We start from the raw sequence: 14,380 nt of genomic DNA on the forward strand, positions 1-14,380 counted from the left end.
ACTACTACTAATGTTACAAAGGAATTTCCCATGGCTACGGGAACAGTTAAGTGGTTCAACACGACCAAGGGCTTCGGCTTCATTCAGCCTGATCAGGGCGGCACGGACATTTTCGTCCACATTTCCGCTGTTCAGCGCGCTGGTCTGGCCACGCTCGATGAAGGCCAGAAGGTTACGTACGAAATCGTACAGGACCGCCGTTCGGGCCGCTCGTCTGCCGACAACCTCGTCGCAGCATAATTTTTGCCGAATAGGCAAACGAAAGGCGGGGCAACACCCCGCCTTTTTCTATGGTGTTATGCCAACGGCTCCAGAGTGAACCCTTCGCCTTTCCTCTCTACGCGACTAAATCCACGCAGATGACTGCCGGCGATCACCCAGCCTTCATCAGCCGCTCTGCTCAATGCCCGCTTTCGGCTGCTGATCGCGTTGTCCATGTCCAGATCATAAACGAGACTGATGTTCGGGTCCCTTGGCTGCAGTTCCGCGAGATGCAGACCATCGGCAAGAATCAACAATTGATCACCATCCCGACCGATCAAGCATCCCACATGCCCCGGCGTATGTCCGGGCAATTGGATGATCTCAATCTCATCGAGAAGCTTACCTTCCTGAAAACGCTGCAACCTGGGCCCGTAATGCGTATTCAGAAGATCGGCCATGGTAAAGCCGCCTCGGCGCTGCTCCGGTGTTGCAGCCATAATCGCCTTATCCGAAAAGTGGTTCAGATCGACATCCGGCACATAGACCTCTGCATTCGGATAATAAAGCGTACCCGCTTCAAACAAGCCGGCAACATGATCGCCATGGACGTGGGTGACAATTACCTTTTTGACATCCTGCGGATTAACGCCTGCCGCCTTCAATGCGTCGCGCGCCTGACCAAAGCCCTCACCCCAAAATGAACCCACACCCGTATCAATGAGAATGATCTCATCCGGCCCTTCCAGCAGAAAACAGTTCACCATCATTTTCAACTCGGACGCATCGAAACCATCAAGCGCTTTCTCAAGCGCCCGCTGACCTTCAGGGTGAACGAGCACATTTGAGGGCGGCTTTAATACACCGTCGTGCAAAATGGAGACCTTGTAGATGCCAAAAGTCCTAGATGCTGTCTTCATGACCTGATCCTGCTCGGTACAATCACCGTGAGGGAGACTATCAACAAAGATCAGGACGAATAGATGCACCTGTGATCAACAGTTTGAGAGCACCGATTTTATTCTGGCAACCAGTCCAGCAACACATGCCCCTCATCGGCAGCTACACGGGTAAGCCACGCATTGATTGCAGGATAGCGCTCCATGTTGAAGCCACCTCGGTGCGCCTCGTGCGTATAGGCATAAAGCGCGATATCAGCGACTGTCAGGCTGTCGCCAGCCAGAAATGGCGTCTTCTTCAGCTGCTCCTCCATCACGCCCAGCGCTTTTTCGCCACCGACGAGTGTTGAAGCCAGACGTTCAGGCGTCGCGTCACGCGCACGTTCAGGATAAACCATCAGAGCACGGCGCACAGCAATATAAGGTTCATGGCTATATTGCTCGAAGAAGAGCCATTGATAAACCAGCGCTCGTTCATAGGCATCCTTCGGCAGGTAGCGTGTGTTCTCAGCCAGATAGAGAAGAATTGCATTCGATTCGGCTATGAACCGGCCATCCTCAAGCTCCAGCAAAGGAACCTTGCCATTGGGGTTTTTCGCCAGATATTCTGGCGTTCGCGTTGAACCATCAAGGGAAGAAACAGCAACGTGCTTGAACGGCTTACCGAGTTTCGCAAGCAAAAGCCGTGGCTTATAGCAATTTCCGGAATCTGGCTGTGAATAGATCGTGAGCATCTGCTTCTCCTTTACGGTATAACATCTTTGCATCCGTGCCGGCTGTCCAATCAGTTTCATTGAAACAATATGTTCGTGGCGTTGATGGATCAGACCTTTTCAGCAACACATTCTCGCGAGAAACCGGAATTTCTTGCGAAACTGCAAAGCTTTTGTTGCGATTCGTGCGCCAATGCGACATAGAAAGTCCGCAAAACCGGACCGTGCCCGGTGCCGGTTATCTGATCCTGCCATCTATGGAGATCTATCATGGCATTTCTCGCCGACGCCCTTTCTCGTGTAAAGCCATCTGCGACCATCGCAGTCAGCCAGAAAGCACGCGAACTGAAAGCCAAGGGCAAGGACGTGATTGGTCTCGGAGCGGGCGAACCCGATTTCGACACACCAGACAATATCAAGCAAGCTGCTATCGACGCGATTAATCGCGGCGAAACCAAGTACACACCAGTTGCAGGTATCCCTGAGTTGCGTCAGGCTATCGTTGCCAAGTTCAAGCGTGAAAATGGTCTCGACTACAAGCCTGAACAGGTTATCGTTGGAACGGGCGGCAAGCAGATTCTGTTCAACGCTTTCATGGCAACGCTGAACCCAGGCGACGAAGTGATCGTCCCTGCTCCGTATTGGGTCAGCTATCCTGAAATGGTTGCCATCAATGGCGGCACGCCAGTTTTCGTCAACACGCGTCAGGAAGACAATTTCAAACTGACTGCTGCTGATCTCGAAAAGGCAATCACGCCAAAGACCAAGTGGCTGATTTTCAACTCGCCGTCGAACCCAACCGGTTCCGCCTATACGGAAGCAGAACTGAAGTCCCTGACTGACGTTCTCGTTCGTCACCCACAGGTCTGGATTCTGACCGACGACATGTATGAGCATCTCGTCTATGGCGACTTCGTTTTCACGACGCCTGCACAGGTAGAGCCTTCGCTCTATGATCGTACACTGACCATGAACGGCGTATCGAAGGCCTATGCAATGACCGGCTGGCGTATCGGCTACGCAGCAGGCCCGCTGCAGCTCATCAAGGCTATGGACATGGTACAAGGTCAGCAGACCTCTGGTGCCTGCTCAATCGCTCAGTGGGCTGCGGTTGAAGCGCTGAACGGCACGCAGGACTTCATCCCTAAGAACAAGGAAATCTTCCAGGCTCGTCGTGATCTGGTTGTTTCCATGCTCAACCAGGCGAAGGGCATCAACTGCCCAACCCCTGAAGGTGCGTTCTACGTTTATCCGTCATGCGCTGGCCTTATCGGCAAGAAGACGGAAGCAGGCAAGGTTATCGAGACCGACGAAGATTTCGTCTCCGAACTGCTGGAAGCAGAAGGCGTTGCTGTGGTTCACGGCTCGGCTTTCGGTCTTGGACCAAACTTCCGCATTTCCTATGCGACGTCGGATGAGCTTCTTGAAGAAGCCTGCTCCCGCATCCAGCGCTTCTGCGCAAGCCTGCGCTAAACACTTCAGACATTGAATGACGAAGGGGCCGAAAGGCCCCTTTTTCGTATCTGCACTTCTGAGAAAAAGTGGTGGCTTGGCAAAAAGCCAAAAAAAAAGCCAGACAAATGTCTGGCTTTGAGTTTTGAAGGTGCCATTGAGGCAAACCTCCAGAGGGGAACACTCAGCCTGCGCAAATGGGAGGAGGAAACGCAGCGCTGAGATGACCTTTATATGCCTTGTGCTCATTGTTTTTGCAATGCAACTTTATAGCAATACAGCCATGCGTTTTTTGCATAGCTAAAAAATCAGAAAAACATAAATAAATTCATACGCTTACTGATTAACCACTGAATCATTATTCGATATCAGCCCTATAAAGACCGCCCAAACAGCAGGCAGATTCAAGCCTGCCTTGCCTGTAAAAACAGCAAATCACTTCCAGTGGCAACATTCACAGGGGCTGTCACGAAACTATCACCGCGCTGCATCGAACCTGTCACAGAAGAGGCATAGAAGCCCTCGCAAGGCCGCAGCTATCCCCGATGAATGCCCAAAACGGCACGTGCTGCGCGCACCCCTTATTCAAGAAGGAGCGCCACCTTGCGTATCGTTCAGATTACAGACACTCACCTCAGCCCTACCAAGTCGCACTTCAACAGCAACTGGTCTCCATTGGTCGCGTGGGTCGAACAGCAGAAGCCGGACCTTATCATTCATACAGGTGACTTGACCGTCGACGGAGCCGATGTCGAAGCTGACCTGGTTTTCTGCCGCGACCGTATTGCAGAGCTCTCTGCTCCGGTTCTGAGCTTGCCCGGCAATCATGACATCGGCCATCTTCCCGGCAGCCACCAGCCCGTTAACCTTGAGCGCCTTGAGCGCTGGCGTAATCATTTCGGCCCGGACTATTGGGCTAAAGATTTTGGCGACTGGCGCATCATTGGTCTGAACAGCCTCATCATCGGTGCAGGCTCCGCTGAGGAAGAAGAGCAGTTCCAGTGGCTGGAAGCTGAATTGATCAACAGTGATGGCAAGCCAGTTGCGGTCTTTGCTCACAAGCCCGTTTTCGTTGATACGCCAAATGAAGGCGACACAGGTTACTGGGGCATTCGCCCGGCGCCTCGCCAGCGCCTTTATGATCTTTTCTCAGCCCACAATGTAAAACTTCATGCCAGCGGCCATCTGCATCGTGCCTGGGCAGGTACTACTGATGGCATCAGCTATATCTGGGCACCCGCTGCCGCATTCACAGTAGGTTCGATTGAACGCGATCTGCCCGGCGAACGCATTCTCGGTGCAGTCATCCATGATCTCGGTGAGAGCGCAAGAAGCGAAATCGTCCACATCGCAGAACTGAAGCCCTTTGTGATCGACGATGTCATGCACGAGGTCTATCCCCATCACACCGGCGACGGCAACGCCGCAAAGGTTGCTGAGGAGGCCAGCCAGTGAGCACGCTCACCCTCCACGACATCAGCAAATCCTATGGCAGCAACCGCATTCTCGATGGCATCTCACTGGAAGTGGCGGAGGGGGAATTCATCGCTCTCGTTGGCCCTTCCGGCTGTGGGAAAAGCACATTACTGCGCATTCTGGCCGGGCTGGACCATGCAGACGAAGGCAGTATCGCCATTGCTGGGCGCGACATTACCGCAGCGCATCCAGCCGACCGAAATATGGCAATGGTCTTTCAATCTTACGCGCTCTATCCGCACTTGACGGCGGCACAGAACATCGCCGTACCGCTCGCCATGCGTGATCTGACAACGCTTGAGCGCATGCCGCTCATCGGCTCCCTGATGCCCAGCCAGAGGAAAAAGCGTACAGCCATTCAGAAACAGGTCAGAGCCACAGCGACCAGCCTGAAAATAGACCAGTTGCTTGATCGTAAGCCGGGCCAGATGTCGGGAGGCCAGCGCCAGCGTGTAGCTCTCGCCCGCGCTCTTGTTCGCCAGCCGGGCGCATTTTTGATGGATGAGCCACTATCCAATCTCGATGCTAATCTCCGCGTTCATACCCGTGCAGAGATTGTCGAACTGCATCGTCGTGCTGGTGTACCGACGATCTACGTTACTCATGATCAGGCCGAAGCGCTCAGCATGGCTGACCGTGTTGCAGTCATGATGGGTGGCAAGTTGCTGCAGATCGATACTCCAACTGCAATCTACAACGATCCGAAGCATATCGAAGTGGCGCAATTCATAGGTACGCCGCGCATCAATATTCTGGAAGCAGTGATCAGTGACAACGGCATTGTTCATTTTGCCGGTCACGCCATTCTGCAAGGCGTTGCTGCCCATTTCGGCGCGCAAGTCCACATCGGCATCAGACCCGAACATGTCCGTATCGTGCCGCATGACAAGACCGGCATCAGCGCAACCGTCTCACGGATCGAGTTTCTGGGTTCAGAAGTGCTGATCTATATGAAAGCACCCGGCACGTTACAGGAACTGACGGCAAAACTCGACCCGGCAAATGCAAAACACATCACTACCGGCTTGCCAGTCGGCCTGCATTTTGAGGCCGCCAACGCCTATCTTTTTGGCGGTGACGGGCTGCGCTTGCGCCAACCTGCCGATAACATCGTGACACTTGCAGCCCGTGAAAAGGCACCGGCTCATGTCTGATGCCGCCCTTCCCCATTCAGGCGTAAGCCGCGCGCGCACAGCCGCAGAAAATGCTCGCCGACGTGAAGAACGTCTTGCCTGGAAACTTGCAGCTCCAGCGATTCTTCTGACTGTGCTCCTGATCCTGCTGCCTACCGCCGCCGTGATCTTCTGGAGCTTCACTAATTTTGAACTTGGTTATGATGGTTTCGAGTTTATCGGCCTTGGTAATTATGCTGAGCTGTTCAGTGACCGCACCTTCCTGATCTCGCTCAAGAACACTGCGGTCTACACTGCTATTGTGGCTCCAGCCTCAGTCTTTCTCGGCCTGGGCGTAGCGCTGCTTATTGAAAGCGAAGTGCGCGGCAAGTCGTTCTTCCGCACGGTCTATTTTCTGCCGGTCGCGTCGCTTCTCGTTGCGATGGCAACGGTGTGGCAATATCTGCTGCACCCGACCCTGGGCCCCGTCAATGCCATGCTTGGCATGATTGGCATCACTGGCCCAAACTGGCTCGGTTCCAGTGACACGGTTCTCACCAGCCTTGCAATGATCGGCGTGTGGCAAAGCGTCGGCTTTAACATGGTGCTGTTTCTGGCAGGTCTCACTGCCATCCCGCGCGAGCTTTATTCGGCAGCAGAAGTTGACGGCGTGAAAAGCAGCTGGGAGCGCTTTCGACTGGTTACGTGGCCTTTGCTCGGTCCCACCACGCTTTTTGTAACAACGATCAGCATCATCAATGCAGTGAAGGTCTTTGAGACAGTCAAGACACTCACAGAAGGCGGCCCGAACAAAGCATCCGAAGTGCTGCTCTGGACCATCTATCAGGAAGGCTTCGTCTATCTGCGGGTTGGCTATGCCTCAGCAATGACCGTGATTTTCCTCGCCGTTCTTATTGTCCTGATGATGCTGCAGTTTCGTCTGCTTGACCGTCGCACCCACTATTGAGGAAACCCGGATGACATTGGCTCGTTCTTTCCGTCTCGGAATTCTGTCGCTGGGTGCGCTGCTTTTTCTGGCACCCTACATCTTCATGCTGTCCACAGCCGCAAAGTCCCAACAGGACATTTTCTCATCCTCGCTTTCGCTTATCCCGCAGCATTGGGCGCTTTGGGACAATCTGACCAAGGCTTTGACACGTGTGCCGATGGGGCTTCTGCTGTTTAACGGTGTTGTTGTCTGCGCGTTGGTTCTCGTCGTTCAAGTCGTCATCGCCATTCCCTGTGCCTATGCCATGGCAAAGCTGCAGTTTCGCGGCCAACGCACCATGATGATGATGGTCATGCTTGGTCTGCTGGTGCCAATCCATGCGACCGCATTACCATTCTATGTCGGCTTTAATCAGCTTGGAGTGCTCAACAGCTATTTTGCTCTAAGCGCTCCATTCTTCATCTCGGTCTTCGGGATTTTCCTGTTTCTGCAGTTTTTTCGCGCCCTGCCAGATGATCTCATCAGTGCAGCTCGTCTTGATGGCATGTCCGAAGCAGGTATCGTCATGCGGGTTATCGTTCCCAATGCATGGCCTGCTATCACTGCTTTCTCGATCTTCTCGGTTGTCGCTCATTGGAACGATCTTTTCTGGCCGCTGATTGTCGTCAATGGCATGGAGCGCGCCACACCGCCACTCGGCCTTCTGTATTTTCGCGCAGCCGAAGCAGGCGATGATTACGGCGCGCTGATGGCAGCGACACTCATCATTACACTACCGCTTCTGCTCGCGTTTCTCGCAGCGCAGCGGCGCTTCATCGAAGGCATAACCTTAACCGGCCTAAAGGGCTGAATTCTCCCTCCCCATCCCCACAGGAGTTACTCCATGAAACGCCTTTCTAGCGCTCTTGCCGCTCTGGCTGTTGCGACAGGCCTCACCGCGCCTGCTTTCGCTGACACCACACTGAATGTACATTATCCGATGCCGGGCTTCTTCAAGGATGTCATGGCCGACATCTCCACGAAGTTTATGGAAGAAAACCCTGACATCAAGATCAACTTTGTAAGTCCTTCGGCGACTTACGAAGAAGGCATTCAGACGATCATGCGTCAGGCTGGCACCTCAGAAATGCCGGACATTACCTTCACTGGTCTGAACCGCCTGCGCGTATTGGCTGAACGCAATATCGGCGTCGACATGAAGCCGCTTGTCGATAAAGAAGCAGATATGGAAGCCCAGGGCTTCACCGACCATCTGCTGAGCCTCGCACGTGTAGGCGACCGTCAGGTCGGTCTGGCTTTCGCAACCTCAAACCCGATCATGTATTACAATGCCGATCTGGTTAAGGCCGCAGGTGGCAATCCCGACACACCTCCAGCAACCTGGGACGAAGTGATCGAGCTCGGCGGCAAGATCAAGGCACTGGGCAATGGCAACGAAGGCATCGATTTCCGCTGGCAGGGCGATGACTGGATGTTCTCAGCCCTTCTGTTTGGTGCTGGTGGCACAATGCTGACCCAAGATGAGAAGAAAGTGGCCTTTGATGGGCCAGAAGGTCTCGCAGCCTTCAAGCTTGTAGATCGTATGGTGAAAGAAGGCGGCCTGCCGGTTCTGACGAAGGCTGCCGGTGAGCAGGCTTTTGCCGCCGGTAAAGTCGGCTTTGCATTCCAGACAACCGGTGCGCTGCGCAACACGATCAAGAATGTCGGCGATAAGTTCGACATGCGCACCGCCAAAATTCCCCTTCTCAACCAGGAAAAAGGTCGTCTGCCAACCGGCGGTAATGCGGTTGTTATCCTGACCGAAGATCAGGCCAAGCAGGATGCTGCCTGGAAATTCGCCAAGTTCGCTGCCGGCCCTTATGGCGCATCTGTTGTCGTTCCGGGTACAGGCTATGTTCCAAATAACGAACTGGCAGCAAAGTCGGATGAGTATCTCGGCAAATTCTACGAGGAAAACCCACTGTTTAAAGCCGGTCTCAGCCAGATGTCACTGATGATCCCGTGGTATGCTTTCCCCGGGTCAAATGGCGTCAAGGTTACGCAGACCATCGTCGATAATCTCTCGCGCGTCGTGGAACAGTCGGCATCGCCCGAAGACGCTCTCGCAGATGCATCCAAGGAAGTGCAGCGCCTGCTGCCGCGTAAGTAACACACGCGAAAAAGAAAAGGCCGCGCTGGATGATCCAGCGCGGCCTTTTCATATCGTAGAACCGAAATCAGAAGGTCCAGTTGCGCGCCTTCGAGAATAGGAAGTCACGGAAGGCATGAAGCTTAGCCGAATTTTTCAACGCTTCCGGGTAGCAGAAGAACGTATCAAACGACGGAATTTCCTCAAGCTCGGGCAGAAGCTGCACCAGACCGGATTCCTTATCCGCCATATAGTCTGGCAGAACTGCTATGCCAACACCGCGCTGAACAGCACGACGAATGGACAGCAGATTATTCACCTGCAAAACCGGAATGCGTGCACTTCCATCTGAGCGACCCGCGATCTCCAGCCAGTTCAACCCGGTGAGATAGCTCGGCGCAGGCTCACCAAATGTCACCACACGATGCTGGTCAATCTCATCGATCGAATTCAGCTTGCCGTATTTGGAAACATAGCCTGCCGACGCATAGACGTGCATATGCACAGTGAACAGACGGCGCTGGATCAGATCGGGCTGCTGGGGCTGACGCAGACGGATCGCGCAGTCTGCATGACGCATGGTGAGATCCAGCTCTTCATTATCAAGAATGAGCTGAAGCTGCACATCAGGATAGAGCTCGACAAACTCCTGAATGCGTTCGATCAACCAGCCTGAACCCAAACCAACTGTTGTCGTGACGCGTAGACGCCCTGTGGGCTTCTCCTTGCTTTCAGCCAGTTTCGAACGGACATTTTCGAGCTTCATCAGCACGTCATGCGCCGTCCGATAGAGCGTTTCACCCTGCTCTGTCAAAATAAGGCCGCGGGCATGGCGATGGAATAACGGAACGCCAACGTCCTGCTCCAACGCGCTGACCTGACGCGAAATAGCGGATTGCGACAGATGCAATGTCTGTGCGGCATGGGTGAAGGACCCGGCTTCCGCAGCAGCATGGAAAATGCGCAGTTTGTCCCAGTCGAGCGGTGCGACCACCTTCTCCCCCTCTCGTTACTCCGCAGCTTCGTGCAGCGGTTCCTGTGCAGCCAACCAGCGCTCGGATTCGAGCGCTGCCATGCAGCCCATACCAGCGGCAGTCACTGCCTGCCGGTAAATATCATCGGTAACATCACCAGCGGCAAAAATGCCCGGCACGTCGGTAGCGGTCGAATCGGGTGCGGTCCAAAGATAGCCATTTGGCTTCTGCTTGAGCTTGCCCTCGAACAAAGAAACTGCAGGCGCATGCCCAATCGCGACGAACACGCCGTGAACTTCATGCTCGCTCAACGCGCCAGTCGCGATATTCTTGAGACGAACACCTGTCACCGTCGCACCCATAGGTGGCTGCGCTTCTGTCCCTACGATCTCGTCAATAACGCTGTTCCAGATAACCTTGACGTTCTCACGTGACATCAGGCGATCCTGCATGATCTTCTCGGCGCGGAAACCTTCACGGCGATGCACCACGGTAACGCTCCTGGCGATATGCGAAAGATAGAGTGCTTCTTCGACAGCCGTATTGCCGCCGCCAACCACAACCACATCCTTGCCGCGATAGAAGAAGCCATCACAGGTCGCACAAGCTGAAACGCCACCGCCCATGAAAGTCTGTTCGCTCTCCAGACCAAGCCATTTCGCCTGAGCACCGGTCGCAATAATCAGCGCATCACAAGTATAAACGGTGCCGGAATCGCCGATCAGACGAAAAGGACGCGACGTCGTATCGACTTCAGTGATGATGTCATAAAGGATTTCAGCGCCAACATTCTGTGCCTGCGTGGCCATCTGGTCCATCATCCACGGGCCCTGCACTGGTTCGGCATAGCCCGGATAGTTTTCCACATCAGTCGTGATCATCAACTGACCACCCTGCTGCAAGCCGGTAATGATGATCGGCTTGAGCATCGCGCGCGCAGCATAAATGGCCGCCGTATAGCCTGCCGGACCAGAGCCGATTACAATAACGGGCGCATGACGCTGTGACATGAGGATAGTTCTCCGGTCCAAAAATCGATTTAAATCGTGGGCTTTCGGCTCACCAGAATCGCCTTCGCGCCCAGCTTTGCCAATGCCCTGATATTGTGGCCAAGGTAGGTCTGCGATCCGCTGTTTGCAAGGTTCCCACGGCATTTGCTGCGCTTTAGCCACAGCTTGTCACCATTCCGTACAATGATGCGGCATACTCACATTGCGGCGGCGAAGTTCCCGCGTTAAACACAGGGCAATAAAGCAGCCTTCAAAATCGCTGGAGCCAAAGGCCATATACAAGACCGTTGCTAATATCTGTGCACGTTTCGGCCTCGTCATGGCTGTAGCAATGCTGTTGCCTGCGGCTATCGACTTGCGTGATGGCAGCGACGACTGGCTGATCTTCGTGCGCTCTGCGGCGGCAACAGGTGCATTATCGGCACTGATCCTGTTTGCAACCCAAAGCCAGAACTCACGGTTCACACCACGTCTCGGATTTCTGCTGACTGCATGCCTCTGGCTGACGGCAAGTTTTCTTGGCTCGATCCCGCTCTATTTTTCGCATCTGCCTATCAGTTATGCGACCGCGTTCTTTGAAGCCATGTCGGGCGTAACATCTACTGGTGCCACTGCCCTCACCGATCTTGACGAGATGCAGCGCGGAATTCTGCTCTGGCGCTCGCTATTGTGCTGGATCGGCGGCGTAGGCTTTATCGGCTTGGCACTCTTGATGCTGCCTTCGCTACGCGCAGGCGGCCTTGCGCTCTTTCACATGGAAAATTCCGACAAATCGGAAAAAATTCTGCCACGCATGAACCAGATCGCTCTGGGCATTGTGATGGCCTATCTCACTCTGACAGCAGCCTGCATGATTGCCTATTTCGCAGTCGGCATGAGTATGTTCGATGCAATCAATCACGGCTTGGCAACAGTCGCGACAGCAGGTTTTTCAACCCATGATAATTCATTCGGTTTTTATGAGGGTAACCAGAAGCTGCTCGTTGTATCGACCATTTTCATGGCACTTTCGGCTTTGCCCTTCGTTCTTTATATCAAGGCATTCATGCCACGCCGGCTGGAGTCACTTGCCGACCCGCAGGTAAAACTGTTTTTTACCCTCGTCATCGGTTTCAGCTTCGTTCTGGCGATAGTTTTGCGACTGGGATCGAACGTTCCGTTTGGCGACGCGCTCATTTCCGCATCATTCCACTTCGTTTCCGTTATCACGACCACCGGCTTCACGACCGAGGATTATTCGCTGTGGGGGCCACCAGCCCTTGGTATTTTCTTCCTCGCATCGTTTCTCGGCGGCTGTGCAGGATCAACGTCGGGCGGCATCAAGATGAACCGTCTCATCATTCTGTGGAGCCTGACACAAGCCAATCTCGCACGCCTTGTGATGCCCCATGCAGTTATAAAAATCCGGTACGGTTCCTCTGAGGTGTCCGGAGAGATAGCTCAGAACGTATTGCTGTATCTGTTTCTCTATATTGCATCGCTCATCATCGGTGCCGTTCTGCTGGCTTCTCTTGGTCTTGATTTCGTCTCGGCCTTCACCGGAGCACTGACTGCATTGTCCAACGTGGGCCCGGGATTCGGGGATACCATTGGCCCCGCCGGCAATTTCTCAACAATCCACGACCCTGCACTTTGGGTACTCTCGTTCCTCATGTTGGTTGGTCGTCTTGAGCTCGTAACCGTATTTATCCTGTTCACACGTACTTTCTGGATGCGCTAACAACGCTTTAGGCGGTTTACATCCTGTCGTTTCTTTTGGTATGAGCAGGATTAGATTGCGCTATAGCAGCGCTGAGTGTTTTATAATTACGCCTGAATGAAATTTCATTGCGCGCGGAGTTTTGCATGCCGATCAAGGCTGATCTGGACGAAATCGATTGGAAAATCCTTCGGGAGCTCCAGAATAACGGGCGCATCACCAATGTTGAGCTGGCCGAACGTGTCGGTATCTCTGCCCCTCCCTGCTTGCGTCGTGTGCGCAAGCTGGAAGAAAGTGGCGTCATTCGTGGCTATCGCGCCATTCTGAACGGCAACGCTCTCGGGCAGGATCTTGTCGCGTTCTGTTCAGTGGGTTTGCATCGTCAGGCTGATGCCGATCTCAAGGCTTTTGCCGAGAAGTCCAAGCAGTGGCCGCTGGTACGCCGCGCATGGATGGTATCGGGTGAGTCCGATTTCCTCCTCCATTGCGTCGCACGCGACCTCAACACTTTCCAGACTTTCGTCATCGAAGAGCTGACCGCTGCCCCCAATGTGGATTCGGTCCGTACAGCCCTGACCATTCGTCCTGTGAAGGACGAACCGCTGATGATTCTCTAGTTCAGTGAAGTATTAAATGAGAGAGCGACTGCGTTCATGCGCGGTCGCTCTTTTTGCTTGAGCGTAATCTTAACGACTAAAAACCTGCTCATAGACTGCACTGATTGCTGCGGCCTCTTTTTCGAGCGGGAAAGCTTCGCGAACATGCGCAAGCGCGTTTTCACCATCGCGTTGAGCCATAGCGGGGTCGGCCAGATATGGCTCGATAGCATCACGCAGCGCATTACCGTCGCCAGCCGCAACAAAACGGCCAGTTCCATCGACGATCATTTCAGCATAAGCACCAGCATCGCTTGCAACGACAGCGGTTTTCGAGGCCATCGCTTCGAGTGGCGTAAGACCAAAACCTTCATTTCGAGATGGCGCGACATAGAGTGTGAGACGACGATACCAGATACGCACGTCCGGCACTTCACCAAGAATGCGGATGCGATCCTGCAATCCTGCTGCAGCAATACGGGCCTTTAAATCATCTTCAAATGCCTGATGTTCAGCAGTCGTCCGGCCTGTGATAATTGCCGTCCATTCAGGATATTTCGGCAAAAGCGCAATCATTGCATCAACAAACAGGTCGGTGCCTTTGGAGTGACGCACGCGCCCAAAACAACCAATGGCATATTTCCCGGGCAGGCCCGAGGCGCTGAACTGGTCTTCTTCACCGACGGGCGGATGAAACCGCTCAAGGTCAACGCCATGCATGATGACCTGATGCGGCACTTCGAGAAAACTGCCTGAACGGCCGCTGGTCGCGATCACCGCATTCATGCGGCGGATCAGCCATTTGGTAAAAGGCTTATGATGACGTTGCGCTGCAGAAGTGAACACCAGCCGCAATTTCATGCGCAGGACGTCGCGCATAAAAATACCTGCAAGCATTTCGATATTCCGGCGTGCATGCCAGATACGGAAACGCCGCTTGGCGGGCTTTTTCCAGAATGAAAAAAGAGCGCCCCAGCCGAGATGCGGCAGAGTTTCAGGCAGTCCGGGGCCCATCGTTGCGATTCCTAATCCCTTTGCACGCTGCAAAGGGATTAGCTGCACGATAGTCGAAGTCACGCCGGAAAGGCGACGCTTGAAATTAGGCGCTACGACTTCGACATCCTGAACCGGAACAAACCCGTTTTGGGGCCTCTTATCTGGCATTACGATC

At 53.9% G+C, this 14,380-nt stretch carries 14 protein-coding genes and 1 pseudogene; 10 read left to right on the top strand and 5 right to left on the bottom strand.

Going from position 1 to position 14,380, the window contains the following annotated elements; all coding sequences use genetic code 11:
- Window positions 1–30 precede the first annotated feature (30 nt).
- A complete protein-coding gene (locus tag CEV32_RS13890) occupies window positions 31–240 on the top strand; it encodes a cold-shock protein (protein WP_094577700.1) in 210 nt (69 codons plus the stop codon).
- A 56-nt stretch (window positions 241–296) separates the two neighbouring features.
- Here the strand turns inward: CEV32_RS13890 and CEV32_RS13895 are convergent, their stop codons facing one another.
- Window positions 297–1,121 (bottom strand): MBL fold metallo-hydrolase, encoded by an 825-nt coding sequence (locus CEV32_RS13895; protein WP_094577701.1) that lies wholly within the window; start codon window positions 1,119–1,121, stop codon window positions 297–299.
- A gap of 98 nt (window positions 1,122–1,219) precedes the next feature.
- Window positions 1,220–1,834 (bottom strand): glutathione S-transferase family protein, encoded by a 615-nt coding sequence (locus CEV32_RS13900; RefSeq protein ID WP_094577702.1) that lies wholly within the window; start codon window positions 1,832–1,834, stop codon window positions 1,220–1,222.
- A gap of 249 nt (window positions 1,835–2,083) precedes the next feature.
- Between CEV32_RS13900 and CEV32_RS13905 the strand changes: the two genes are divergently transcribed.
- The 7 genes and pseudogenes from CEV32_RS13905 (at window position 2,084) to CEV32_RS13935 (ending at window position 8,951) form a co-directional block, all read left to right on the top strand.
- Complete coding sequence (locus CEV32_RS13905) at window positions 2,084–3,286, top strand: pyridoxal phosphate-dependent aminotransferase (protein ID WP_094577703.1); 1,203 nt, start codon at window positions 2,084–2,086, stop codon at window positions 3,284–3,286.
- Window positions 3,287–3,302: 16 nt separating this feature from the next.
- Window positions 3,303–3,492, top strand: a pseudogene (locus CEV32_RS23940) (hypothetical protein).
- A gap of 376 nt (window positions 3,493–3,868) precedes the next feature.
- Complete coding sequence (locus CEV32_RS13915; protein WP_094577881.1) at window positions 3,869–4,720, top strand: metallophosphoesterase family protein; 852 nt, start codon at window positions 3,869–3,871, stop codon at window positions 4,718–4,720.
- Complete coding sequence (locus CEV32_RS13920; protein WP_094577704.1) at window positions 4,717–5,895, top strand: ABC transporter ATP-binding protein; 1,179 nt, start codon at window positions 4,717–4,719, stop codon at window positions 5,893–5,895. The genes CEV32_RS13915 and CEV32_RS13920 overlap by 4 nt, the downstream gene beginning before the upstream one ends.
- Complete coding sequence (locus tag CEV32_RS13925) at window positions 5,888–6,820, top strand: carbohydrate ABC transporter permease (RefSeq protein WP_094577705.1); 933 nt, start codon at window positions 5,888–5,890, stop codon at window positions 6,818–6,820. Before CEV32_RS13920 ends, CEV32_RS13925 begins: the two co-directional genes overlap by 8 nt.
- 10 nt (window positions 6,821–6,830) lie before the next feature.
- The gene (locus tag CEV32_RS13930; protein WP_094577706.1) at window positions 6,831–7,652 is read left to right on the top strand and encodes a carbohydrate ABC transporter permease; all 822 of its coding nucleotides are present in this window, start codon (window positions 6,831–6,833) and stop codon (window positions 7,650–7,652) included.
- Window positions 7,653–7,685: 33 nt separating this feature from the next.
- On the top strand, window positions 7,686–8,951 hold the full coding sequence (locus CEV32_RS13935; protein ID WP_094577707.1) for an ABC transporter substrate-binding protein: 1,266 nt from the start codon (window positions 7,686–7,688) through the stop codon (window positions 8,949–8,951).
- A gap of 67 nt (window positions 8,952–9,018) precedes the next feature.
- Here CEV32_RS13935 and CEV32_RS13940 read toward each other — a convergent pair whose 3' ends face one another.
- Together CEV32_RS13940 and trxB are read right to left on the bottom strand one after the other, a co-directional pair.
- On the bottom strand, window positions 9,019–9,924 hold the full coding sequence (locus CEV32_RS13940; RefSeq protein WP_024899462.1) for a LysR family transcriptional regulator: 906 nt from the start codon (window positions 9,922–9,924) through the stop codon (window positions 9,019–9,021).
- Between the two features lie 15 nt (window positions 9,925–9,939).
- Entirely contained in the window at window positions 9,940–10,914 is a 975-nt protein-coding gene (gene trxB / locus CEV32_RS13945; protein WP_094577708.1) for a thioredoxin-disulfide reductase, read from the bottom strand.
- A gap of 319 nt (window positions 10,915–11,233) precedes the next feature.
- Between trxB and CEV32_RS13950 the strand changes: the two genes are divergently transcribed.
- Entirely contained in the window at window positions 11,234–12,634 is a 1,401-nt protein-coding gene (locus tag CEV32_RS13950; RefSeq protein WP_094577709.1) for a TrkH family potassium uptake protein, read from the top strand.
- A 125-nt stretch (window positions 12,635–12,759) separates the two neighbouring features.
- Complete coding sequence (locus tag CEV32_RS13955) at window positions 12,760–13,230, top strand: Lrp/AsnC family transcriptional regulator (RefSeq protein WP_024899459.1); 471 nt, start codon at window positions 12,760–12,762, stop codon at window positions 13,228–13,230.
- Window positions 13,231–13,299: 69 nt separating this feature from the next.
- Here the strand turns inward: CEV32_RS13955 and CEV32_RS13960 are convergent, their stop codons facing one another.
- Window positions 13,300–14,373 carry a glycosyltransferase family 4 protein gene (locus CEV32_RS13960; RefSeq protein WP_094577710.1) on the bottom strand — a complete coding sequence of 358 codons (1,074 nt, stop codon included), beginning with the start codon at window positions 14,371–14,373 and terminating at the stop codon, window positions 13,300–13,302.
- Between the last annotated feature and the right edge of the window lie 7 nt (window positions 14,374–14,380).

It is taken from the genome of Brucella rhizosphaerae, assembly GCF_002252475.1.
In the GTDB taxonomy this organism is placed as follows: domain Bacteria; phylum Pseudomonadota; class Alphaproteobacteria; order Rhizobiales; family Rhizobiaceae; genus Brucella; species Brucella rhizosphaerae.

What these genes read in the sequence shown, in the direction of transcription:
- CEV32_RS13890 (WP_094577700.1), top strand. Translation starts at nt 31, where the DNA reads ATGGCTACGGGAACAGTTAAGTGGTTCAACACGACCAAGGGCTTCGGC.
- CEV32_RS13895 (WP_094577701.1), bottom strand. Translation starts at nt 1,121, where the DNA reads ATGAAGACAGCATCTAGGACTTTTGGCATCTACAAGGTCTCCATTTTG.
- CEV32_RS13900 (WP_094577702.1), bottom strand. Translation starts at nt 1,834, where the DNA reads ATGCTCACGATCTATTCACAGCCAGATTCCGGAAATTGCTATAAGCCA.
- CEV32_RS13905 (WP_094577703.1), top strand. Translation starts at nt 2,084, where the DNA reads ATGGCATTTCTCGCCGACGCCCTTTCTCGTGTAAAGCCATCTGCGACC.
- CEV32_RS13925 (WP_094577705.1), top strand. Translation starts at nt 5,888, where the DNA reads ATGTCTGATGCCGCCCTTCCCCATTCAGGCGTAAGCCGCGCGCGCACA.
- CEV32_RS13930 (WP_094577706.1), top strand. Translation starts at nt 6,831, where the DNA reads ATGACATTGGCTCGTTCTTTCCGTCTCGGAATTCTGTCGCTGGGTGCG.
- CEV32_RS13935 (WP_094577707.1), top strand. Translation starts at nt 7,686, where the DNA reads ATGAAACGCCTTTCTAGCGCTCTTGCCGCTCTGGCTGTTGCGACAGGC.
- trxB (WP_094577708.1), bottom strand. Translation starts at nt 10,914, where the DNA reads ATGTCACAGCGTCATGCGCCCGTTATTGTAATCGGCTCTGGTCCGGCA.
- CEV32_RS13950 (WP_094577709.1), top strand. Translation starts at nt 11,234, where the DNA reads ATGGCTGTAGCAATGCTGTTGCCTGCGGCTATCGACTTGCGTGATGGC.
- CEV32_RS13955 (WP_024899459.1), top strand. Translation starts at nt 12,760, where the DNA reads ATGCCGATCAAGGCTGATCTGGACGAAATCGATTGGAAAATCCTTCGG.
- CEV32_RS13960 (WP_094577710.1), bottom strand. Translation starts at nt 14,373, where the DNA reads ATGCCAGATAAGAGGCCCCAAAACGGGTTTGTTCCGGTTCAGGATGTC.